Origin of the sequence: Sphingomonas astragali (genome assembly GCF_051400615.1) — a bacterium.
Taxonomy (GTDB): Bacteria; Pseudomonadota; Alphaproteobacteria; order Sphingomonadales; family Sphingomonadaceae; genus Sphingomonas.
Genome location: NZ_JBLFFH010000002.1, coordinates 1,351,925 through 1,374,763 on the forward strand (window position 1 = coordinate 1,351,925; position 22,839 = coordinate 1,374,763).

The 22,839-nt window shown below is 67.8% G+C and carries 14 protein-coding genes and 1 tRNA gene; 13 read left to right on the forward strand and 2 right to left on the reverse strand.

Annotated features, from left to right (window positions below; all coding sequences use genetic code 11):
- The first annotated feature begins 84 nt into the window (after window positions 1-84).
- The 11 genes from ACMGER_RS14460 (at window position 85) to ACMGER_RS14510 (ending at window position 13,828) form a co-directional block, all read left to right on the forward strand.
- Entirely contained in the window at window positions 85-3,504 is a 3,420-nt protein-coding gene (locus tag ACMGER_RS14460) for a TonB-dependent receptor (protein WP_436812822.1), read from the forward strand.
- A complete protein-coding gene (gene ggt / locus ACMGER_RS14465) occupies window positions 3,504-5,234 on the forward strand; it encodes a gamma-glutamyltransferase (RefSeq protein ID WP_436812823.1) in 1,731 nt (576 codons plus the stop codon). Before ACMGER_RS14460 ends, ggt begins: the two co-directional genes overlap by 1 nt.
- A 49-nt stretch (window positions 5,235-5,283) precedes the next feature.
- The gene (locus ACMGER_RS14470; protein WP_436812824.1) at window positions 5,284-6,747 is read left to right on the forward strand and encodes an amidohydrolase; all 1,464 of its coding nucleotides are present in this window, start codon (window positions 5,284-5,286) and stop codon (window positions 6,745-6,747) included.
- Window positions 6,748-6,886: 139 nt separating this feature from the next.
- Complete coding sequence (locus tag ACMGER_RS14475; RefSeq protein ID WP_436812825.1) at window positions 6,887-7,465, forward strand: DNA-3-methyladenine glycosylase I; 579 nt, start codon at window positions 6,887-6,889, stop codon at window positions 7,463-7,465.
- A gap of 40 nt (window positions 7,466-7,505) precedes the next feature.
- The gene (locus tag ACMGER_RS14480) at window positions 7,506-8,666 is read left to right on the forward strand and encodes an alpha-hydroxy-acid oxidizing protein (protein WP_436812826.1); all 1,161 of its coding nucleotides are present in this window, start codon (window positions 7,506-7,508) and stop codon (window positions 8,664-8,666) included.
- Between the two features lie 214 nt (window positions 8,667-8,880).
- Complete coding sequence (locus tag ACMGER_RS14485) at window positions 8,881-9,153, forward strand: PadR family transcriptional regulator (RefSeq protein ID WP_436812898.1); 273 nt, start codon at window positions 8,881-8,883, stop codon at window positions 9,151-9,153.
- A 23-nt stretch (window positions 9,154-9,176) separates the two neighbouring features.
- The gene (locus ACMGER_RS14490; RefSeq protein WP_436812827.1) at window positions 9,177-9,794 is read left to right on the forward strand and encodes a hypothetical protein; all 618 of its coding nucleotides are present in this window, start codon (window positions 9,177-9,179) and stop codon (window positions 9,792-9,794) included.
- A 298-nt stretch (window positions 9,795-10,092) separates the two neighbouring features.
- Window positions 10,093-10,461 carry a hypothetical protein gene (locus tag ACMGER_RS14495; protein WP_436812828.1) on the forward strand — a complete coding sequence of 123 codons (369 nt, stop codon included), beginning with the start codon at window positions 10,093-10,095 and terminating at the stop codon, window positions 10,459-10,461.
- Between the two features lie 593 nt (window positions 10,462-11,054).
- A complete protein-coding gene (gene hppD / locus ACMGER_RS14500; protein ID WP_436812829.1) occupies window positions 11,055-12,101 on the forward strand; it encodes a 4-hydroxyphenylpyruvate dioxygenase in 1,047 nt (348 codons plus the stop codon).
- A 66-nt stretch (window positions 12,102-12,167) separates the two neighbouring features.
- Entirely contained in the window at window positions 12,168-13,460 is a 1,293-nt protein-coding gene (gene hmgA / locus ACMGER_RS14505; protein WP_436812899.1) for a homogentisate 1,2-dioxygenase, read from the forward strand.
- Complete coding sequence (locus ACMGER_RS14510; RefSeq protein WP_436812830.1) at window positions 13,457-13,828, forward strand: Rieske (2Fe-2S) protein; 372 nt, start codon at window positions 13,457-13,459, stop codon at window positions 13,826-13,828. Before hmgA ends, ACMGER_RS14510 begins: the two co-directional genes overlap by 4 nt.
- 16 nt (window positions 13,829-13,844) lie before the next feature.
- On the opposite strand, the gene ACMGER_RS14515 is transcribed toward ACMGER_RS14510, so the two are convergent.
- A tRNA-Leu gene (locus ACMGER_RS14515) sits at window positions 13,845-13,931 on the reverse strand.
- 325 nt (window positions 13,932-14,256) lie between these two features.
- On the opposite strand from ACMGER_RS14515, the gene ACMGER_RS14520 reads away from it, so the two are divergent.
- Both ACMGER_RS14520 and ACMGER_RS14525 read left to right on the forward strand, forming a co-directional pair.
- Window positions 14,257-16,881 carry a TonB-dependent receptor gene (locus ACMGER_RS14520; RefSeq protein WP_436812831.1) on the forward strand — a complete coding sequence of 875 codons (2,625 nt, stop codon included), beginning with the start codon at window positions 14,257-14,259 and terminating at the stop codon, window positions 16,879-16,881.
- A gap of 147 nt (window positions 16,882-17,028) precedes the next feature.
- Window positions 17,029-18,414 (forward strand): glycoside hydrolase family 140 protein, encoded by a 1,386-nt coding sequence (locus ACMGER_RS14525; protein ID WP_436812832.1) that lies wholly within the window; start codon window positions 17,029-17,031, stop codon window positions 18,412-18,414.
- A 383-nt stretch (window positions 18,415-18,797) separates the two neighbouring features.
- Here ACMGER_RS14525 and ACMGER_RS14530 read toward each other — a convergent pair whose 3' ends face one another.
- Window positions 18,798-22,829, reverse strand: a complete 4,032-nt coding sequence (locus ACMGER_RS14530; RefSeq protein WP_436812833.1) for a glycosyl hydrolase — start codon at window positions 22,827-22,829, stop codon at window positions 18,798-18,800.
- Between the last annotated feature and the right edge of the window lie 10 nt (window positions 22,830-22,839).

A 22,839-nucleotide genomic window follows, 5' to 3' on the forward strand; every position in this document is an offset into this window, starting at 1 on the left:
CAGCGGGGTTCGCATTGGCAGCGTAACCGCGTCGTATACGGAACGAGCGTCCTGGGGAGGGCGCCAAAACAGGGGGGCAACCATATGAACACCTGCCATCTGCTGTTCGGCACCGCGATCATGACCGTGATCGCCGCGCCCGCCGCCGCTCAGGCCGCGGAGACCGTCCGCGTTCCCATCGACCTGCCGGCCGGGCGGCTCGACAAGGCGCTGCTCCAGGTCGCGCAGCAGACGGGCGTGCAACTGGTCTTCACCGATCCGGCGATCGCCCGCGCCCGGAGCCCGCGGCTGTCGGGCCGCTACACCGCGCACGAGGCGCTGGACGCGCTGCTGGCGAAGAGCGGGTATACGTGGCGCTACACCGGTCCCAACAGCGTCCGCGTGATCGCCCGGGCAGACGCTGCCGCGACCACCGCGGCGATGCGCCCGATCGCGCTGGTGCAGGAGGCGGCTCCGACGCCGCCCGCGCCGCCCCCGGCGCAGGACGCCTCGACCGCGAGCGCCGAGCAGGCGGCGGCCGGTGACCAGCCCGCCGAACCCGATATCGTCGTGGTCGGGACGCAGATCCGGGGTAGCAAGGTCGCGGCGGCGCTGCCGGTCACCGTGATCGACGAGACGCAGATCGGCGCCACCGGCGCGGTTTCGGGCGACGAGCTGTTCCGATCGATCCCGCAGCTGGGCGACGTCAGCTTCAATTCGAGCTACCTTCCCAACAGCTCGAACGCCGCCCGCGGCGACGTCGGCTCGGTCAACCTCCGGAACCTCGGCGTCGGCAACACGCTGGTGCTGCTGAACGGCCGCCGCGTGGTCAACCACCCGACCAGCCGCGCCGACGACAATCTCGTCCCGGTCCTCACCTACAACACCAACGCCATTCCGGTGTTCGGCCTCGAGCGGCTGGAGGTGCTGCGCGACGGCGCCGCGGCGATCTACGGCTCGGACGCGGTGGCCGGCGTCGTCAACACGGTGCTGAAGTCGGATTTCACCGGAGTCGAGGCGGAAGGCCAGGTCGGTTGGGCCGAGGGCACCGACATGATCGAGAGCAACCTGCACCTGCTCGTCGGCCACAACCTCGGCGACCGCGGCAACGTCACGCTGTTCGCCAGCTACGACCACCGCACCGCGCTGCGAGCGCATGACCAGGACTATACGGCGTCGGCCAATCTCACCTCGCTGTTCGAGGGTACGCCCTTCGCAGGATCGACCTCCGTCGACAACCGTCTTTCGACCACGCCCTGGGGGTCGTTCCAGGTCTATGGCGGGCGCCCCGTCAGCGTCGGCGGCAGGCGCATCACCAACGCTTCGGGCCAGTTCCACATCCAGCCTGCGACCAACGCGGGCTGCCTGTCGGCGCTTGCGGGCGGCATCTGCATCGACGACGGCGCCAACACCGCCACCGCCGACCGCAACCTGCGCTTCGACGCGCCACATGCCTACAACACCTCGGTCATGCCCGAGGTCGAGCGCCTGAACCTCTTCCTGAACGGCCATTACGAGTTGATCGACGGCCTCGAGGTCTTCGGCGAGGCGGGCTATTATCGTGCGACCACGGAGAGCCTGCAGAATTCGACCTATACGCTGTCGTCCGGGCCCGTCGTTGTCCCCGCCAGCAACTATTACAATCCGTTCGGGCCGGTCGGCAGCCCCAATCGCCTGCCGGGGATCGATGCGCCGGCCGAAGGATTGCCGGTCACCCTCAGCAGCTACAATTTCTCGGATGTCGGCCCGAGCCTGGTCGAAGTGCTGAACACGCAATATCGCCTGCTCGGCGGGCTGCGGTTCGAAGCGCTCGGCTTCCGCTGGGAAAGCGCGCTGCTCTATTCCGAAGCGCGCGTGCGCGATCGTTCCGACGGCATCAGCCAGACGCTGCTCCAGCAGCAGCTCGCGCTCGACACGCCGGACGCCTACAACCCGTTCAGCGGCGGCAACCCGCTCGACCCGAGCGGCGCCGACACGACGCTCAGCAGCCGGGCGGCGATCGACGCGATCCGGGTCAAGACCACGCGCGTCAGCAAGTCCACGCTGGCGATGTGGGACATCAAGGGGTCGAAAAGCGATCTGTTCCGGCTGCCGGGCGGCGATGTCGGTGTCGCGATCGGCGGCGAGGTGCGGCGCGAGACCCAGCTCGACGACCGCGATCCGCGCCTCGACGGCACCATCCAGTTCGTCGATGCCGTCTCCGGCGCGGTCAACGGCTCCGACCTGGTCGGCACCAGCCCCTCGCCCGATACCAGGGGACGGCGCACCGTCGCCGCCGCCTATCTGGAGTTCGCGGTGCCGGTGGTCGGCCCCGACATGAACGTGCCGCTGATACGCTCGCTCGAGCTCCAGCTTGCCGGCCGCTTCGAGCATTACAGCGACGTCGGCTCGGTCGCGAAGCCGAAGATCGCGGCGGCCTGGGACGTGGTGAACGGCATCCGCTTCCGCGGCTCCTACGCCGAGGGCTTCAAGGCGCCGAACCTCGAGCAGATCAATGCGACCGTGGTGACACGCTCGAACTCGCGTACCGATTACCTCCGCTGCGAGGCGATGCTGCGCCAGCCCGCCACCGTTCCGGGACCCGACGGCACTCCTGTCGAGAACCCGCTCCACATCGGCAGCTTCAGCGATTGCAGCCAGAGCTTCTCGACCACGGCGCAACGCTCCGGCAACCCCGACCTCAAGCCCGAGGAGTCGAAGACCTGGACGGTCGGCATGGTGCTGGAGCCGCACTTCCTCGACGACGCGATCGGCCGGATCACCTTCACCGCCGACTATTGGCATATCCGGCAGAAGGGCATCGTCGGCCTGTTCGGCGAGGGCAATGCGCTCATCAACGACTATCTGCTGCGCGTTCAGGGCAGCAGCGATCCCAACGTGATCCGCGCCGCCCCGACCGCGGACGACATCGAGCTGTTCACCGGCACCGGCCTCGCGCCGGCAGGCCGCGTGCTCTACGTCAAGGATCAGTACGTCAACCTGCTGCCGCAGGAGGCGGCCGGCGTCGACCTCAGCCTCAATTGGCGCCTGCCGGACTTCGGCGCGGGCCGGTTCAACTTCGGCGTGAATGCAGCCTATCTCGACAAATTCTTCCTCCAGCCCTCGCCGCCGATCCAGGCGCTGATCGACGCGCGCGCGGCCGGCACCATCAATCCCGACACCAACATCGCCGAAGCCGGCGACCGCGTCCGCCAGAACGGCAAGCCGCGCTGGAAGGTGACCGGCACCGCCACCTGGACCTATCGCGAGTTCCAGATCGGCGCCTTCACCCAATATACCAGCGACGTGCTGGACACGGGCCTGTTCGATGCGACGAACGGCAACTGGATCATCGACGACCGGATGACCTTCAACCTCTACGGCCAAGTCACGGTGGGGGATGATACCGCCGGCCATTATCGCCTGCGCATCGGCGTCCGCAACCTCACCAACGAGCAGCCGCCGCTGTCGTCCGAGGGGTATCTCGGCTCGATGTACAATCCCTACGGCCGCTACTGGTACGCCAACGTGCGGGCATCGTTCTGATGCGCCGCGCTCCCGCTCTGCTCGCCCTCCTCGCACTTTGCAGCCCCTTAGTCGCGCAGGAGGGCGGGCAGACCGCCCGGCCGGGCACCGGCGGCGACATCGTCGCCTATGATCAGATTCATAAGCCGGCGATCGGCCGCGGCGGCATGGTAGTCAGCCAGAACAAGCTCGCCGCAGCGGTCGGCGCCGACATCCTGCGCAAGGGCGGCAACGCGGTGGATGCGGCGGTCGCCACCGCCTTCGCCCTCGCCGTCACGCTGCCGCGCGCCGGCAATATCGGCGGCGGCGGCTACATGCTGATCCATATGGCGGCGAAGGACGGCAAGCCGGCGCAGACTATCGCGATCGATTATTACGGCCAGGCCTCGCGCCATACCACGCCCGGCCTGCTGCTCGGACCCGACGGCAGGTTCGACCGGGCGAAGGGCTGGTCGATGAAGGGCGTGGCGATCCCCGGCACCGTCGCCGGCCTCTGGGAGGCGCACCGCCGCTTCGGCTCGCTGCCCTGGGGCACGCTGCTGGCACCGGCGATCGCGATGGCGGAGCGCGGCGTGATCCTCTCCGACGACGAGGCGCAGGCGACCGCCGACCAGAAGCAGGCGATGAGCAGGGACGTCGCCGCCATGGCCGCGTTCTTCAAGCCCGACGGCCGCGCCTATCGCCCCGGCGAGCTGTGGAAGCAGCCCGATCTCGCCACGACGCTGAAGACGATCGCCGCCAAGGGCCGCGACGGCTTCTACAAGGGGCCGATCGCACGGAAGATCGCGGCCGGCATGAAGGCTGGCGGCGGCGTGATCGACGGACAGGACCTCGCCGATTATCAGGCGATCGTCTCCGAGCCGATCTGGTCGAGCTACCGCGGCTTGCAGATCGCCTATATGCCGCCGACCGCCTCGGGCGTCAGCGTCGCCGAGGCGATGAACATCCTCGAGAATTTCCCGGTGCGCGAGGCGCGCTGGGGCAGCGTCGCCAACCTCCATCTGCTCTCGGAGACGATGAAGATCGTCGCCGCCGACCGTCGCCTCGTCGGCGGCGCGCCCGACTGGCGGACGCCGGCAAAGGGCCTGGCGAGCAAGGACTATGCGGCCGAGCGCGCCAAGCTGATCCGCCCCGACGCCTCGCTGAGTGCGAAGACGCTGCCCGACGGCAATCCCTATCCTTACGAGAGCAAGGACACGACGCATTTCTCGGTCGTGGATGCCGCGGGCAACGCGGTCAGCAACACCTACACGCTCTCGGCCTCCTACGGCGCGCACGTTGTCGCGCCCGGCACCGGCATCCTGCTCAACAACTCGCTCGGCAATCTCGCCTGGGGCCGCCGCGCGGAAGAGGGCAAGGCGACGCTCCCCGTTCCCGGCAAGCGCGTCGGATCGACGATCACGCCGCTGATCGTGTTCAGGGACGACAGGCCCTGGCTGGTCACCGGCACGCCCGGCGGCGGCTACATCATCGCGACGATGGTGCAGCTCCTCTCCAACGTGATAGACCACCGCCTCAACATCGCCGAGGCCGCCGAGCGCCCGCGCATGAACCAGGCCGGCGGCGACGCACCGCTCGAGCTGGAGGACGGCTATTCGCCCGACATCATCCCCCTGCTCGAGGCCAAAGGCCACAAGGTGCGCACGTCGAACACGATGGGCAGCGTCCAGTCGATCATGGTCGACGGCGAGCGGTTCCTCGGTGCTGCCGACACCCGTCGGCCGGATGCGGCGGCGGTGGGAGTGCGCTAATCTCCCTCTCCCCTCTCCCCGACGGGGAGAGGGCTTTGAAAGGCGATCGATGAAGCTCTTGTTTCTTGCCACCGCCCTCCTCCCCGTCGCCGCCCACGCCCAGGCGCTGCCCGACCCGCAGCGCGGCGCCATCCTCGCCGACGTCGACAAGCGCGCTCCCGCCTTCGCCGCGACGGCCAACCAGATCTGGAACTGGTCCGAGGTCGGCTATCAGGAGAACAAATCCTCCGCCCTGCTCCAATCGGAACTCAAGAAAGCAGGCTTCACCGTCACCCCCGGCGTCGCCGACATCCCCACCGCCTTCGCCGCCAGCTTCAAGACCGGCAACGGCCCGGTGATCGCGATCCTGGCGGAATATGACGCCCTCCCCGGCCTCGCCCAGCAGGCGGTGCCGACCCGCACGCCGATCGCCGGCAAGGCGGCCGGCCACGGCTGCGGCCACAATCTGTTCGGCGCAGCCAGTGTCGCCGCAGCGCTCGCGATCAAGGACTGGATGGTCGCCAACAAGGTCCAGGGCGAGCTGCGCGTCTACGGCACGCCCGCCGAGGAGGGGGGATCGGGCAAGGTCTACATGGTCCGCGCCGGCCTGTTCGACGATGTCTCGGCGGTGCTCCACTGGCATCCGGGCGACGCCAACGGCGTGTCGACCGGCAAGAGCATGGCCAACATCTCCGGCAAGTTCCGCTTCCACGGCGTCTCCGCCCACGCGGCCGCCGCACCGGACAAGGGCCGTTCGGCGCTCGACGGGATCGAGGTGATGAACGTCGCGGTCAACTATCTGCGCGAGCACGTCCCGTCGTCGACGCGCATCCACTATGTCGTGACCAAGGGCGGCGAGGCGCCGAACGTCGTTCCCGACTTCGCGGAAAGCTACTACTACGTCCGCAACGTCGATCCCGCGATCGTCAAGGACGTATGGGAGCGGGTGAAGAAGGCGGCCGAGGGCGCCGCGATGGCGACCGGCACCAGCGTCGACTACGAGATCACCGGCGGCGTCTATTCGATGCTGGCGAGCGAGACGCTGGCCAGGGTGATGCTGCGCAACCTCCAGGCGGTCGGCGGCGAGCAATGGACGCCGGAGGAGACCGCCTGGGCGACCGAGCTCCAGAAGACGCTGCCCACCCAGAAGCCGCTCGATTCGGTGACGCGCGTCTCGCAGGGCGAGCGTGGGCCGGACGGTGGCGGCTCGACCGACGTCTCGGACATCAGCTGGACGGTGCCGACGATCGGCCTCAACACCGCGACCTGGGTGCCGGGCACGCCCGCGCACAGCTGGCAGGCGGTAGCGGCTTCGGGCATGAGCATCGGCGTCAAGGGCGGCGTGGTCGCGGCCAAGACGATCGCCCTCACCGCCGCCGAGCTGTTCGGCAGCCCCGAGGTACTCGCCGAGGCCAGGGCCGAGCTCGACAAGGCACGCGGGCCGGGATTCAAGTATCAGGCGATGCTCGGCGACCGGAAGCCGGCGCTCAACTATCGCGCGCCGACGCCGGCGTGGGAGGGTGGGGCGAAGTAGGTCCAATTATCCGTCGCCCTCACCCTTCCCACCGCCTTGCGGCGGCGGGCCCCTTCCCTCTCCCATTGGGAGAGAGAGGGAGGGAGGCGCGAAGCGCCGGAAGGGTGAGGGTGGCCCGCGCTCGACGTATAACCATCTCATGACCGATTCTCCCCACGACCCCCACGCCGGACACCGCTGCCGCTGGTCGGAAGGCGACGCGCTCTACCGCGCCTATCACGACACCGAATGGGGCGTGCCGGAGCGCGATCCGCGGACGCTGTGGGAAATGCTGATGCTGGAGGGCTTCCAGGCCGGGCTCGCCTGGATCGTCATCCTGCGCAAGCGCGAGGGTTTCCGCCGCGCCTTCGCTGGCTTCGATCCGGCCAGGATCGCGCGCTTCGGCGAGGCGGACGTGACGCGGCTGATGACCGACCCCGGCATCGTCCGCGCCCGTGCCAAGATCGAGGCGACGATCCGCGGCGCGCAGCTCTACTGCGACATGGCCGAGCGCGGCGAGAGCTTCGCCGACCTCGCCTGGTCCTTCACCGACGGCAGGGTGCTGAAGGGCGACGGCCGCACCGTCCCAGCCTCGACGCCTTTGTCCGAGACGATCTCCAGGGAGCTCAAGCGCCGCGGCTTCAAGTTCGTCGGCCCGACGATCGTCTACGCCTGGATGCAGGCGGCCGGCATCGTCAACGATCACGCCGCCCATTGCTTCCGCCGCGATCAGGTCTGACACTCGCCGCCGACACATAGGCAGGCGAGGATGCGATACGATGGGCCACTACGGCGACTACCAGAACGAGATCTACGGCGCGGGGCTGCGCGGGATCGTGCCGAAGCTGCCGGTCGACCATGCGACGCTCTGCGCCCGCGCCGGCGCGGCGATGCCGCCGCATGTGCTGAACTACGTCCAGGGCGGCTGCGGCGACGAGTTCACCCAGGAGGAGAACGCCCGCGCCTTCAACCGCTGGGGCATGGTGCCGCGGATGATGGTCGACTGCACGAAACGCGACCTCTCGATCGAGCTGTTCGGGCTCGCGCTGCCTTCTCCTGTTTTCATGAGCCCGATCGGCGTCACCGGCATCGTCACTGAGGACGGCCACGGCGACCTCGCCGCCGCCCGCGCCTCGGCGATGACCGGCGTGCCGCTCTGCGCCTCGACGCTGTCGAACGATCCGCTGGAGGCGGTGATCGGCGAATGCGGCGACACGCCCGCCTTCTTCCAGCTCTACACGCCGAAGAACCAGGAGCTGGCGGAAAGCCTCGTCCACCGCGCCGAGGCGGCGGGCTACAAGGCGCTGGTGGTGACGCTCGACACCTGGGTCACCGGCTGGCGCCCGCGTGACCTCAACACCGCCAACTTCCCGCAGCTGCGGGGTGCGGTGCTCACCAACTACACCTCCGATCCGGTGTTCCGGAAGCTGCTCGGCAAGCCGCCCGAGCAGGACCCCGCGGCCGCGGTGATGCTGTGGGCGGGGCTGTTCGGCAAGGTGCTGACCTGGGACGACATGGCCTGGCTCAGGTCGATCACGAAGCTGCCGCTGGTGCTGAAGGGCATCTGCCACGGCGACGACGCCCGCCGCGCGATCGATCTCGGCGCCGATGCGGTCTACTGCTCCAACCACGGCGGCCGGCAGGCCAATGGCGGGATTGCCGCGATCGACATGCTGCCGGACGTGGTGGCGGCCGCGGGCGACGTGCCGGTGCTGTTCGATTCGGGCGTCCGCTCGGGCAGCGACGTGGTGAAGGCGCTCGCGCTCGGCGCCCACGCGGTCGGGATCGGGCGGCCCTACACCTATGGTCTCGCGCTGGGCGGTGCCGAGGGGGCGGCGCACGTCCTCAAGTGCATCCTCGCCGAGGCCGACCTGCTGATGGCGGTGAACGGTTATCCCACCATTGCCGACGTCCGCTTGGCCGGGGCGCGGCGGCGCTAGGGCCGATCGACATCCAGATCCTGCCCTGGAAGGGGAGGTGGCAGCAGCGAGCGGCTGACGGAAGGGTGTACCCCATCTCGATAGGGCGCCCCCCTCCACCACCGGCTGCGCCGGCGGTCGCCCTCCCTTGCACGGGAGATTCCAGCCGGTTGACTCTTAAATCTACATATGTTGTATTGATCTCATGGCCCGGAAGCGAAACCCCTCGAAGCAGATGCGTGTCCTCCTCGATGCGCTATCCGCGCAGCGACAGCAATGGCGGCATGGCTATGATCTCATGAAGGAGACCGGCCTCTCGTCCGGGACGCTCTATCCTCTGCTGATGCGGATGACCGATCAGGGGCTCGTCGAGGCCGAGTGGCGCGAGCCGGCGCAGCCTGGCCGGCCTGCCCGGCACGCCTACCGATTGACCGCCGCCGGCCTCGCGCTCGCGCTGCAGATGCCCGGCGATCGGGAGGCCCTTCCCTCCAAGGCGTTGCCCGCGTGAGGGCGGCAGTATCGCGCGCGGTGATGGCCCTGGCGGTATGTTGCCTGGGTGAGAGCCGTCGCGAATGGTCGGCGGCGATGCGGGTGGAATTCGAGACGGCGATAGCCGAGGGAAAGCCGCTGCGGTTCGCCACCGGCTGTCTCGCTGCGGCCTGGCGAGAGCTGCTGACGCAGGAGGAAGGCCGCTTCGTCCTGACGAACTACGCCCTGGCGCTCGGCCTGATGATCCCGATGGCCGCTCTTCAGATCGGAAGCGCGCTGTTCGGACTCCCCTATCTTTATCCGGGCCGGCACGGGCTTTCCGGCGCGCTGCTGGAGGGCGGCGCATATGAAGTCCTGCTGCGCGGCGTCTATCAGGCGGCGATCCCCTCGCTGGCGCTACTCCAGCTGTTGATCGCCCTCGGGCATCTTCGCATCGCCTGGATGATGCTCGAGCGCGATTGGGCCGGCGTCACGCGCTTGGGAATGCGCACGGTAGCCAGCGCGGTGACGCTCGTCCTCTTCATGGGCGTCCTCTTCCTCGACGGCAGCCAGGCGCTGCTGCAGGGGGCCGTGCTGGTGGTCGAGTTGGCGGCTGTCTCGATGATCGCACGCTGGCAGGCCCAGCTCTTCCCCGCGGCCGCGAACGAACAGCCCGGGTAACGCTTCCGGCCCTTTTTGTTTGCCGAACTTCGGGAGCACCGCCCCGAAGACGAGGGCCGCACGCCTGCAAGCGGTGCCGCGAGGCGACGCGAGTTATCGCCGGAAATCAACGCCGAGGCCATGCCTCGAAACAAAGGAGAGTTCCATGCCTTGCTCACACCCACGCTTCAAAGCATTCCTCCCCGCTGCCGCCGTCGCAGCTCTGATCGTTGGCGGCCAAGCCATTGCGCAACCGGGACATCCGCCGGCGGCCGGGCAGTCGCCCTTCCTCGGCGAATGGGAGCTGGACCTGACGAGGATGCCCGACAGCTACGGCCCGCTCCCCAAGCGGGTGACGTACACATTCGAAGATGCCGGCTCGGGCCAGTGGCGGACGAAGATCGACATTACCGCGCCGGATGACAGCGTCAGGCACATGGCGGTCCAGTATCGGCGCGACGGCAAGATGGCGCCGGGCGAAGGCGATACGAGCGAAGCGGACAGTGCCGCGGTGAACTCTCCGGCGCCTGATGTGCTCGTCATGAGCCTGTCCAAGAACAAGGTTCTGGGATCGGTGCGCGTCTATGCCGTTTCGGCCGATGGCAAGGAGATGACCGAATCCGCCGCCAACGTCGACGGCACGGGCGCGCCTTTCGTGCGCAACTTCCACTTCAGGCGCATTCGCTAAGAACCTGTTTGGAAATACGGCGCCAGCCGCCGAAATGCGCCATCGGGCGCATTTCCAAGCAGGCTCTAAGCCCGCGGCCGGTTTCGACGCCGGCGACCTTCGGGATCGCCGGAGTTCACGCCATGAAATCCCTTCCAATGTAGGACTCCATCTGCTCCACCATCGTCGATGGAACAGCAGTCGCTCCAGAGCCTTCCGCCAGCTGCGCCGCGCTTGTCGCATCAGGCGCGCATCTGTGACGCGTCATCGCCGCGCAGTTGTCGTGAACCCGGCGCCGATGCGCCGCCTACCCGTCGCGCCGATGTCGCACGGGTGGCGCCAAGGTGGCGCGTCGGTGCCGCATCAGCGGCGCATAACTGCCGCCTCGCCGCCGCGTCCGCCCCGGCTCCCCTCGTGCGGCCCGCGCGAAACCGCGCGGTCGAGTCAATTTGGTCAACTTCGGCAGCGTCGGTCCCGTCATCGCAGGAGCATCATTTCACCCTCCGTCAGCTCACCCCCTGCCAGGAGCAACCAACCCACCTCGACATCGTTGCAATTGACACCATATCCACGCGGCGTATTGGTTTCATTTGTTACTATATCCGGAGGTTTCGATGACCGATCAGGCAAATCCGCTCGGGCTCGACGGCTTCGCCTTCGCCGAGTTCACATCGCCCGATCCGGCGGCGATGGCGGCGCAGCTGGAGCAGCTCGGCTTCGTTCCCGCGGCGCGCGTGCCCAAGCGCAAGCTGACGCTCTACCGCCAGGGCCGCATCGCCTTCATCCTCAATGCGGGCGAGGGTCAGGCGGCGGCGTTCCGTGCGCTGCACGGCCCCTCGGCCAACGGCATGGGGTTCAACGTCGCCGACGCCGAACGCGCCCACGCGCTGGCGGTCGAGCGCGGCGCCACGGCAGCCGACACCAGCGACAGCGCCCTGCCCGGCGCCAAGGCGATCGAGGGCATCGGCGGGTCGCTGCTCTATCTTGTCGACAATGACCCCTTCGCCGATTGGGAGGAGGCCCCCGGCTGGCGCGAGGCGGCCGCGCGCAACTCGGTCGGGCTCGACCTGCTCGACCACCTCACCCACAATGTCCGTCGCGGCCAGATGCGGATGTGGTCGGAATTCTACGCCCGAATCTTCGGTTTCGAGGAGCAGAAGTATTTCGACATCAAGGGCAAGGCGACCGGCCTGTTCAGCCAGGCGATGATCGCCCCCGACCATGCGATCCGCATCCCGCTCAACGAGAGCCAGGACGACAAGAGCCAGATCGAGGAGTTCATCCGCGACTATAACGGCGAGGGCATCCAGCACCTCGCCCTCACCACCGACGACATCTACGAGACGGTCGAGAAGCTGCGCGAGCGCGGCGTGCGCCTGCAGGACACGATCGAGACCTACTACGAGCTGGTTGACAAGCGCGTCCCCGGCCACGGCGAGGACCTGGAGCGCCTCAGGAAGAACCGCATCCTGATCGACGGCAACGTCGGCGACGAGGGCATCCTGCTCCAGATCTTCACCGAGAACATGTTCGGCCCGATCTTCTTCGAGATCATCCAGCGCAAGGGCAACGAAGGCTTCGGCAACGGCAACTTCCAGGCACTCTACGAGTCGATCGAGCTTGACCAGATCAGGCGCGGGGTGATCACCGTCGACGCGTGATGCAAATTTCCGTCATCCCGGCTTCCGCCGGGATGGCGAACATGGTGAGGATTTATGCCTGACTATATGACCGGCTTCGCCAACCATTTCGCGACCGAGGCGGTCGGGGGCGCGCTGCCGGTCGGGCGCAACTCGCCGCAGCAGGTGCCCTGCGGGCTCTACACCGAGCAGCTTTCGGGCACCGCCTTCACCGCGCCGCGCGGCGAGAACCGGCGGAGCTGGCTCTACCGGCTGCGGCCGACCGCCAACCACCCGGCATACCGGCCGTACGAGCGGCCCTCCCTGATCCGCTCGGGCCCGTTCGACGAGCTGCCGCCCTCCCCCAATCGTCTGCGCTGGGACCCGCTGCCGCTACCGGCCGAACCCACCGACTTCGTCGAGGGGCTCGTCACCTACTGCGGCAACGGCGATGTCGCTGCCGGAGCAGGCGTCGCCGTCCATCTCTATGCCTGCAACCTGTCGATGATGGCACGCGCCTTCTATAATGCCGACGGCGAGCTGCTGATCGTGCCGCAGCAGGGCGTGCTGCGGCTGGTCACCGAGATGGGCGTGCTGACGGTCGAACCGCAGCAGGTGGCGCTGATCCCGCGCGGCCTGCGCTTCCGGGTCGAACTGCTGGACGACGCGGCGCGCGGCTATGTCTGCGAGAATTACGGCGCGCTGTTCCGCCTGCCCGACCTCGGCCCGATCGGCGCCAACGGACTCGCCAACCCGCGCGACTTCGAGACGCCCGTCGCCTGGTTCGAGGATTCGGACGAGCCTTATGAGATCGTGCAGAAATTCCAGGGGCGCCTGTGGACGACGATGCTCGACCATTCGCCGTTCGACGTCGCCGCCTGGCACGGCAATCTCGCGCCGTGCCGCTACGACCTGCGCCGCTTCAACACGATCAACACGGTGAGCTTCGACCATCCAGATCCGTCGATCTTCACCGTCCTGACCAGCCCGAGCGATACGCCCGGCACCGCCAATTGCGACTTCGTGATCTTCCCGCCCCGCTGGATGGTGGCGGAGGACACCTTCCGCCCGCCCTGGTTCCACCGCAACGTAATGAGCGAGTTCATGGGGCTGATCCATGGCGCCTATGACGCCAAGGCCGGCGGCTTCGCGCCGGGCGGTGCCTCGCTCCACAACCAGATGGCGGGGCACGGGCCCGACCAGGCGAGCTATGATGGTGCGGTCAGGGCGGAACTCAGGCCGCACAAGATCGAGAATACGATGGCCTTCATGTTCGAAAGCCGTTTCGTGTTCCGCCCGACCCGCTTCGCGACCGAGACGCCGCTGGCGCAGCTCGACTATGACGACTGCTGGTCCGGCTTCCGCAAGGCCGAGGTGCCGGCGGCGAAGCGCGAGGCGTGAGCGCCGACGAACGGGTCTATGCCACCCCGGCTGGCGTGCGGCTGGGGCCGCTCGACCTCGTCGATCCCGGAGCCGCGCGCAGCTTCGTGATCCAGCTCCACGCCGGGCGGTTCCACGGCTTCGTGGTGCGACAGGGCGACAGCGTCCACGGCTATGTCGACCGCTGTCCGCACATGGGCCTGCCGCTCGCACAGACGCTCGACGACTATCTCGCGCCGTCGGGCGAGCTCATCGCCTGCAGCTGGCATTCGGCGCTGTTCGAGATCGCCACCGGCCGCTGCGTCGGCGGTCCCTGCCACGGCGCAAGCCTCGCGCCCTGGCCGGTTAAGGTGGAGAACGGCTTCATCGTCACGGCCGCAGCGGACTGAGCTCGATCGAAGAGGCTGGTACGGGTGGTCGGACTCGAACCGACAATCTGTTGCCAGAGGCGGATTTTGAATCCGCTGCGTCTACCAATTCCGCCACACCCGCGTGCCGCCCGGCACGCTCGGGAGCCAGCGATCGACTTCGGCGGCCTATAGGTCGGCTAGGAACGGATTTCCAGACCGGATTATCGGCCAGCAGCCAGCGCGGGACTGGGATGCTTTCGCGCGCCCCCGCAAGCGTGCCGTGTGTCGAGCGTGGGCGCGTAGGCGTCGTAGCGACATTGCCCGACGAAGATCGCCCAAGGCCGATCACGGGCAGCGAGCCGCTCCGAGCAGCTGCATTCAAAACAGGGTTGATTGCAAAAATAGTATTATATATCACTTTAAATAGTATTATATGCGTAAACCAGAAACTCCTGGGGAGGATGGAAATGCGAGTGATCACCCGTGCCCTGGCTGGCGTTGCCACGCTGGCGATCGTCGGCCTGCCCGCCGCCGTCTATGCGCAGGACGCGCAGCCGCAGGCCCCCGCTGACCAGACGGCGACGGATCAGCCCGAGGCCGAGCAGGACATCGTCGTCACCGGCATCCGCGCGAGCCTCGAGTCGGCGCAAGGCCGCAAGCGCAACGCGAACGCCATCGTCGACTCGATCGTCGCCGACGATATCGGCAAGTTGCCCGACGCCAATACCACCGAGGCACTGCAGCGCGTGTCGGGTATTCAGATCGGCCGCGATCGCGGCGAAGGCAGCAGCGTCGCCATCCGCGGCCTCAATCAGGTCCTGACCACGCTCAACGGCCGCGCGATCTTCACCGCCGATGGCGGGCGCAGCTACAACCTGCAGGATTTCCCGTCCGAGCTTCTCGCCGGCATCGATGTGTACAAGACGCCTACGGCGGACCTGATCGAGGGCGGCATCGGCGGCATCATCGACCTGCGCACGCGCAAGCCGCTCGATCTGGAGGATTTCACCGTCACCGGGACGTTGCGCGGCCGCTATTCCGACCTCGCCGACAAGATCTCGCCGCTCGGCTCGCTGCTGGTGTCCAAGAAATGGGACACCGGCATCGGCGAGATGGGCCTGCTGCTCAGCGGCTCGTACCAGGAGCGCGCCTTCCGCTCCGACGTGATCTCCGCCGGCGCGCCCGGCAAGCGCACCGATCTTATCGCCGGCCGTACCATATACACGCCCAACGGCGATTATGAGCCGCTGATCAACGGCAAGCGCCGCCGCATCGGCCTCGACGGCACGTTCCAGTGGAAGCCGAGCGCGGAGCTCGAGCTCTACGCCCAGGCGAGCTATCAGGCGTTCCGTTCACGCCAGCAGCAGCTTGGCCTGAACAACCCGACCAACGGAATCGCGGTCGAACCGGGATCGGTCACTACCTTCGAAGGGACCGACGATTTCCAGAGCGGCACGTTCGTGAACCTGCCGATCTCCACCTATGGCGTCCAGCGCAACACCGAAGACCGGAACCAGCAATATTCGGTGGGCGGCCGCTGGGACAATGACGAGGCTGTCATCTCTGGCGACTTCACCTATCAGAAGTCGCGCAACGATCTCTATTACTCGGAGCTCGACCTCAAGGCGGTGGCGCCGCGGGCGACGCTCGACCTCAGCGGCAGCCGACCGTCGATGCTGTTCGAGGGCGTCGATCTCACCGACATCAACAGTTACCAGGTCGGCGCGCTGACCCGGAGCGAGAACCACTATCGCGGCGACATGTATGCGGGGAGGCTCGACGCCGAGTTCAAGATCGAGAGCCCGTTCCTGTCGGGCTTCAAGACCGGCGTGCGCTATCAGAAGATGAGCACCACGTTCACGCCGATCCGCTTCTACCAGAATCCGCCGGCCGGCACCTCGGCTGCGGGATTCGCCGATCTGTTCCAGCCGATGCCGTTCACCGACTACTTCAGCGGCGATCCCGGCCTGGAGCACGATTATCTGACCGCGATCGCCTCGCCGCTACACAGCGATTTCGACGCGATCCGCCAGAAGCTCGGCTTCACCACTGCGCCGGCGGTCGACCCCACGTCGATCTTCGACAGTTCCGAGAAGACGACGGCGGGCTATGCCGAGATGCTGTTCAACGTGGACGGGCCGCTTCGCATCGACGGCAACGTCGGCGTGCGGGTCGTGAAGACGAATCTGACCGTCAACGGCAACCAGCGCATTTGCGACGCCCAGAACAATTGCGTCATCACGCCGGTGGCGATCGACAACAACTATACGAACGTGCTGCCGAGCGCGAACGTCCGCTTCCGCTTCACCGATCAGCTCCAGCTGCGCCTGGCGGCGTCCAAGACGCTGACGCGCCCGACGTTCAGCCAACTCTCGCCTGCGCTGACGCTGGTTCCGGCGCAGGGCCAAGGTTCTGGCGGCAATCCCAACCTGGAGCCGCTGCGCGCCGATCAGCTCGACGCATCGCTCGAATATTATTTCTCGCGCACCGGCTCGGTCTATCTCGCCGGCTTCTACCGCAAGGTGAAGGGCTTCATCTTCACCATGGGCAACCGTCAACTCATCGACGGCATCGATTACATCATCCAGCAGCCGATCAACGGCGACAATGGCACGATCAAGGGCCTGGAGGTCGGCGGGCAGACCTTCTTCGACTTCCTGCCGGCGCCGTTCGACGGGCTCGGCATTCAGGCGAACTACACCTTCGTCGACAGCAACACGCCGAGCGCGATCGCCGGCTACCGCACGCCGCTTCCCAACCTTTCGAAGCACAGCTTCAACCTGAGCGGCCTCTACGAGAAGGACGGGCTGTCGATCCGCGTCGCCTACAACTACCGGACGAAATATCTCGGCAGCATCTACGGCATCCCGCTCACGGGCGGCGGGCTCGAACTGCTGCCGGTCTACACCAAGGGCTACGGCTGGCTGGACGCGTCGATCAACTACGACATCACCAAGAACGTGACCGTCACGCTGGAAGGCAGCAACCTGCTGCGGCGCAAGGAATTCACCTACTACGATGTCGAGACGCGGCCCAGCAACTACTCGATCGACGACATCCAGGTCATGGCCGGCGTCCGGTTCAAGCTCTGATCCGGAGCGGCGACATAAGGTTCCGGCCGGTGTCCGCTTCGTCATCCACTCTCCTCCACTCCCCCGCGGCTTCGGCCGCGGGGAATTTTTCGTTCTGGGGACGCTCGCTATCGCCTTCACCGCGCCACCCAAGCCATGGAGATGCCGATGCTCCGTCGATTCCTGCTTGCAACCGCCCTGATCGCCTCCCCCGTCGCGATGGCCGCGGACAAGACGCCGTGGCTTCATGTTTCCGCCAACGGCCATTTCCTCGGGGCTGGCGGCAAGCCCTTCTTCTGGCTCGGCGACACCGGCTGGCTGATGCTGGGCCGCCTGAACCGCGAGGAGACCGAACGCTATCTCGCCAAGCGTGCCGCGCAGGGGTTCAACGTCATCCAGGTGATGGTGCTGCACAGTCCCGCAATGACCAACCGCTATGACGCGCCGGCGCTCGAGAACGGCGATCCGTCAGGACCGCGGACCACCCCCGGCGCCGATCCCGCCAAGCCCGGCGAGTATGACTATTGGGACCATCTCGACTGGACGGTCGACCGCGCCGCGGCGCGCGGCATCTACCTCGCGCTGGTGCCGTCGTGGGGATCGCTCGCCGACGCGGGCAAGCTGACACCCGAGACCGCCGCCGCCTATGGCCGATTCCTGGCGGAGCGTTATCACGACAAGCCCAACATCGTCTGGCTGAACGGCGGCGACACGCCCGGAGACAAGAACACCGCGACCTGGCAGGCGCTGGGGACGGCGATCAAGGCGGTCGACCGGCGGCACCTGATGACCTTCCATCCCTTCGGCCGCACCGATTCGTCCTGGACCTTTCACCAAGCCGCGTGGCTCGACTTCAACATGTTCCAGTCCGGCCACCGCAGCTATGCCCAGGAGGAGCCGGGCGCGCGCAGCGAGGACAATTGGCGCTTCGTCGCCGAGGACTGGGCACGCACGCCGGCCAAGCCGACGATCGACGGCGAGCCGTCCTACGAGACCATCCCGCGCGGGCTGCACGACGTCACCCAGCCGCGCTGGGGGGCGGACGACGTGCGCCGCTACGCCTGGTGGGCGGTGTTCGCCGGGGCGTTCGGCCATACCTATGGCGAGAACAGCGTGATGCAGATGTACGTGCCGGGCCGCGACAAGCCCGCCTATGGCGCCGAGCTGCGCTGGGACGTGGCGCTCGACGCTCCGGGTGCGGGGCAGATGCGGCATCTCAAGACGCTGATGCTGTCGCGGCCGTTCTTCGAGCGGGTGCCGGACCAGAGCTTGATCCTCGACAATGGCGAGCGTTACGAGCGCGTGCTGGCGACGCGCGGGCGGGACTATGCGATGGCCTATAGCTACACCGGCAAGCCGTTCCGGATACGGCTCGGCGTCATCGCGGGGAAGCGGGTGCGGGCCGCGTGGTATTCGCCCCGTACCGGCGAGACGAGGGCGATCGGTGTCTTCGCCAACGCGGGCGAACGCCGCTTCACGCCGCCGGGGACGCCGCGGCCCGGCAACGACTGGGTGCTGCTGCTGGATGATGCGGCGGCGAAGCGGAGGCCGTGACGGACAGCGTGCTCCTGCGGAAGCAGGAGCCCCGGATTACGGAGATCCTGCTTGCGGCCTGGGCTCCTGCTTTCGCAGGAGCATTGGTTGACCGAAAATGTTGACTAAATTGACTCGCGTCGTGTGTTTAGGAGCGGATACGACGTGGATGCGACAGCGACGCGACGCCGACGCGGCGTGCGCGCGACACGGACGAGATGGACGGGATCAAAGAGCGGGCCGGCGCCGCGGCAGCGCCGGAAGCCCGAGCCAAGCACGCGAAATCCTACATTGCAAAGGAGAACCGCTGCGAAGCGGAGGTCCCGACCGGCATCCCAGGGTCACGGTTCATCCTGAGCCCCTCCCCTTCAGGGATGGGCTAAGTTGCTGGACGTCGATCCAACCTATTTGACCGCCACCTCGTCCGCGAACACCACCCGCACCGGCCCGAGCAGGCCGGAATCGAGCGGCGGCTCGTCCTTGGTGTAGAAAAGCCATGGCGTGAAGGTGACGCGGCCGCCCGGCGGCTTGGGCTTACCGTCCTTGTACCATTGCGGAAGCTCGGCGATCTTGCGGGCCATGATGTCGCCGGTCTTCCTGCCGTCGGGCCCGAAGCGCTCGCCAATCGGCCATTCGGCGTCGACGAACCTGCCTTCCTCGGGCAGCGCGGCGTCGGCGATCATGCGGTTGGCCCAGAGGTTGGTGACGGCAAGCGACACGCTGTTGGCGCCGGGACGGACGACATCGGTGATGTCGATCCGATAGGGCTCCTTCCAGGTGACGCCCAGGTCCTTGCCGTTGACGGTGACGCCGGACAGCACCTCGACCCGGCCGAGGTCGAGATAGACGCGCCGGCCCTTGCGCAGCAGCGACGCGGGCACGTCGATCGTGCGGGTGTAGGTGGCGGTGCCGGAGAAATGGCGGATACCTTCGCCGGCATGGCGGCTGAGGCTCTCGAGCTTCGGCAGCACCGTCTGGTCCGGCGCGCCGCGGCCGGGTTGGAAGCGGACCGTCCACGGCCCCTCGACCGCAAGCGGCGCAGGGACGTCGGCCTTGAAGCTGCCGCCGTTGCTGATGGTGTAGCGGCCGCTTTCCCATGCCAGCGCCCGGAGCTTGCCGTCGTCGGTGCGGGTGAGCTCGGCGGGCGTCGGCGACACCGTCGGCGCGGGCGGGCCGGCCGCTGCCTCGGCGGCGATCTCCGCGGGGGTCAGCACGCGGGCGACGGTGCGCGCGGGCGTGAAATTGCCCTCGAAGAAATAGGTGACGCCGTTCGGCGAGGGCGGATCGCCGCCGCCAGCGAAGACGGTGCGGCCGCTCCGGAGGCCGGTGCGGACGAGCTTGCCGTTGAGGTAAAGGCTCGGCGTACCCTTATCGTAGACCAGCGCGACATGCGTCCAGCCGGCGACCGGCTGGTGGCTGACCAGCACGGCCGGCACGCTGTCCGGCGAGACGCGCTCGACGACGAAGGCGCCGTTGCGGCCGAGCGCGAGGCCCGCCGCCGCGGTGCCCGGCCCATGCATGTCGCGGCCGGAGCGGGCGGGGATGAGATAGTTCTTGCCGGTCTCGTTGATGCGGCCTTCGGCCTTCTCCTCGGGCATCAGGCGCAGGTCGATGTCGGGCTTGGCCCACAGCGAGATGGTGAAGCTGTCCCGCGGCGCGGCGGGCGCTTCCGCCGGCGCTTCGCCGACGTCGGCGAAGCGGGCGCCGTCCTTCGCCACCCAGTCGATGCCTCGAGCGTTGCTCGCGGGATCCAGCATCACGAAGATCGAGCCGGCCGGCGACAGGTCGAACGTCACGCGGGTCGTGTCGCGGCCGCTCTCGAACAGCGCGGGATGGGTGACGGTGCCGGTTTCCGCATCCCATAGCGCAGGCGCGGCGCCGCCGACGCGGAAGGTGCAGGTGACCCGCTCCGGCCGGCGCTGGCGGTTGGCGACGAAATACATATCGCTCACGGCGAGGCGGCGGTGCAGCCACACCACCTGGCCGTCGGGCGTGGCGGTGCGGCATTGCGCGTCGGGCGCGACGCCGATCGCGGCCAGCACGTCGCCGACGGTGCCGGACGCGAACACGCGGCCCTTCCCCACCCGGCGATCGGCGGCGCCATCGCCCCAGATCGCCTCGGTCACGGCGCGGAAGCCGGCGTCACCGTCCTGCTTTCCCGCCAGCGTCATCGGGTGCACGGGCCGCGGGCCCAGGATCACCATGCCCTGCTCGACGAACGCCTTGAGTCTGGCGGCGAGCGCGGGCGTCATGCTGGAGAGGGTCGCCGGCAGCACGAGCAGGCGATAGCTGGCGCCGTTGGGGAGGACGATCCGCCCGTCCTCGATCCGCGCGCGGGTCAGCAGCACCTCGGCGTTGACCAGATCGTACTGGTAGCCGGCCGGCACCTGCGGGTCGAAATACTGGCCGATCTTCGGATTGGTGTCCGGCGACACCTGGGGACGGACATATTCGGCCTGATTGGGGCTTTCCTCGCCGACGAAATAGAGCACGTCGGCGACATAGGCGCCCTGGCGCAGCAGATATTGCGCGCGGGCGAGGTAATCCATCCAGGGCCTGGCCTGGGCGAACCAGGTGTTCGAGCGGTCGAGGTTGATGCCCCACGGCCCCATCACCATGCCCGGCGCCGCTTGCGGATTGGGCTGGTGCGCGTAGCGGTGGAAGTAGATCTGGTTGAAGCCCTGCGCGAACATCTGGTCGCCCAGCGTCTTCATCGCATAGGGGAAGTCCTGCCAGCGGCTGGTCTCCGCCTCGCCGGTGAAGGCCTCGGCGGCGATGACGTCCTTGCCGTAGACGTGACCGGCGGAGGCGACCATCTTGACCGTGCGGTTGTCGGTCCAGGGCGTGCGCGACCAGAATTCGGTCATCGGCACCTGCGCGCGGCCCGAGACCTGGAGCGCGTCGAACGCGCCCGGGCCATAGCCCTCGACATGGAAGCGCAGCCCGGCGGCGTTGGCGTGCCGCTGCATCCGGCCATAGTAATTGTCGGCCATCAGGTCGGCGAGCGTGCGGCGGAAGTCGAACAGGAAGCGGTTCGAGGTGTCGAGGTCGCCGACGATGCGGCCGGTCAGCGCCGGCAGGTAGGGCAGGATGTCGTAGCCGTTGCGCTTGGCGAAGTCGGCGGGGAGGTTGGGCGTCCAGTTCTGGAGGCCCGCCTCGAAGCTGTCGATCTCGATCATGTCGAACGACTTGCCGGCGAGCGGGCCCGCCGCCTTCACCAGCCGGGCGACGCTGCTGTCGAACTGATGGTCGACCGCGGCGGCACTCAATTTGTCGACCTCGAGCCCGCGGCCCGAATCCGACGCGGCGACGTTGAGGTGGCCGGTGGTGGTGTGGCCGAAGCGCAGCACCGTCCAGCGGCCGTTCGGGGGCGTCCACCTGAGTGTGCCGTCGGGATCGAGCTTGGCGGTGATGTCGATCACCTTGGCCGGATCGATCGCGTAGCGGGCGAGCAGGTCGGTCGGATGATGCTCGACCGCGCCCTGCATCTGGAAGTCGTGCTCGCCCTTGAGATCCCAATTGTCGATGCGCGGGTTCGCGTAGAACAGCGCCTCGGCGATCCTGGTCTTGGCAGCGGGCGTGATGCGGAACTGCCTGGCGGTGACGCTGGCGACGTTGAGCGTGCCGGGGGATTCGATCCCGCGCGCGGGGCCCACCGCGACCTTGCCGATCCGCGTCCAGCTCCTGCCGTCGTCGGATGCCTCGATCGTCGCGGAGAAGACCGCGTCCTTGTCGCCGTAGAGCGTCACCGCCTGCGCGGTGAACGGGGTCTTCATCGTCACGATCAGCGGCGCGTCGGGCGCGATCTCGACGCTGGTGTTGAGATTGCGGTCGGTGAGCGTCGACGCGGGCACCGCGGTGCCTGCGCGCATTCCGGCGACCGCGCTGCGATAGTTGCTCTCGTCGCCGGCCGAAGCGGGAAAGGCGAGCACCGCGGCGTCGCGGTAGTAGCCGCGCTTGGCGTAGGGCCGGGCGAGCTTGACGGTCAGCGGCTTACCGCCCGCGACGGTCGTCTCCGTCCAGACGATCTGCTGCATCGACTGCGCCGGGGTGATCCACGGGCCGCCGCTCGACGACCAGCCGGGCGCGTTGTGCAGCCCGACCTTGAGGCCGAGCTGGTCGGCCTTCGCCGCCATGTGCGTCATGAGGTCGAGCCAGTGCGGGCTCAGATAGTCGACCGGCCCCTTCGGCACGTCGCTGCTGCCGTCGAACATCAACGCGCCGCCGAGGCCGATCTCGCGCATCGCGGCGAGGTCGGAATCGATCCCTTCCCGCGTCACGTTGCCGTTCATCCAGAAATAGAGCGTGTTGGGGCGCGTCTCGGCGGGGGGATTGCGGAAGGTCTCGGGATCGGGGGCGCGGTCCTGCGCGGGCGCGGTCGCCGCCGCCAGCACCGCCAGCGCGCCGCCCATCGCCCATCGTGCCGTGCCCGCCATGTCCTTCTCC

Coding starts and splice junctions, on each gene's coding strand:
- ACMGER_RS14495 (WP_436812828.1), top strand. CDS start 10,093: ATGCCCGACAGCTACGGCCCGCTCCCCAAGCGGGTGACGTACACATTC.
- ACMGER_RS14525 (WP_436812832.1), top strand. CDS start 17,029: ATGCTCCGTCGATTCCTGCTTGCAACCGCCCTGATCGCCTCCCCCGTC.
- ACMGER_RS14480 (WP_436812826.1), top strand. CDS start 7,506: ATGGGCCACTACGGCGACTACCAGAACGAGATCTACGGCGCGGGGCTG.
- ACMGER_RS14475 (WP_436812825.1), top strand. CDS start 6,887: ATGACCGATTCTCCCCACGACCCCCACGCCGGACACCGCTGCCGCTGG.
- hppD (WP_436812829.1), top strand. CDS start 11,055: ATGACCGATCAGGCAAATCCGCTCGGGCTCGACGGCTTCGCCTTCGCC.
- hmgA (WP_436812899.1), top strand. CDS start 12,168: ATGACCGGCTTCGCCAACCATTTCGCGACCGAGGCGGTCGGGGGCGCG.
- ggt (WP_436812823.1), top strand. CDS start 3,504: ATGCGCCGCGCTCCCGCTCTGCTCGCCCTCCTCGCACTTTGCAGCCCC.
- ACMGER_RS14530 (WP_436812833.1), bottom strand. CDS start 22,829: ATGGCGGGCACGGCACGATGGGCGATGGGCGGCGCGCTGGCGGTGCTG.
- ACMGER_RS14470 (WP_436812824.1), top strand. CDS start 5,284: ATGAAGCTCTTGTTTCTTGCCACCGCCCTCCTCCCCGTCGCCGCCCAC.
- ACMGER_RS14490 (WP_436812827.1), top strand. CDS start 9,177: ATGGCCCTGGCGGTATGTTGCCTGGGTGAGAGCCGTCGCGAATGGTCG.
- ACMGER_RS14520 (WP_436812831.1), top strand. CDS start 14,257: ATGCGAGTGATCACCCGTGCCCTGGCTGGCGTTGCCACGCTGGCGATC.
- ACMGER_RS14460 (WP_436812822.1), top strand. CDS start 85: ATGAACACCTGCCATCTGCTGTTCGGCACCGCGATCATGACCGTGATC.
- ACMGER_RS14485 (WP_436812898.1), top strand. CDS start 8,881: ATGCGTGTCCTCCTCGATGCGCTATCCGCGCAGCGACAGCAATGGCGG.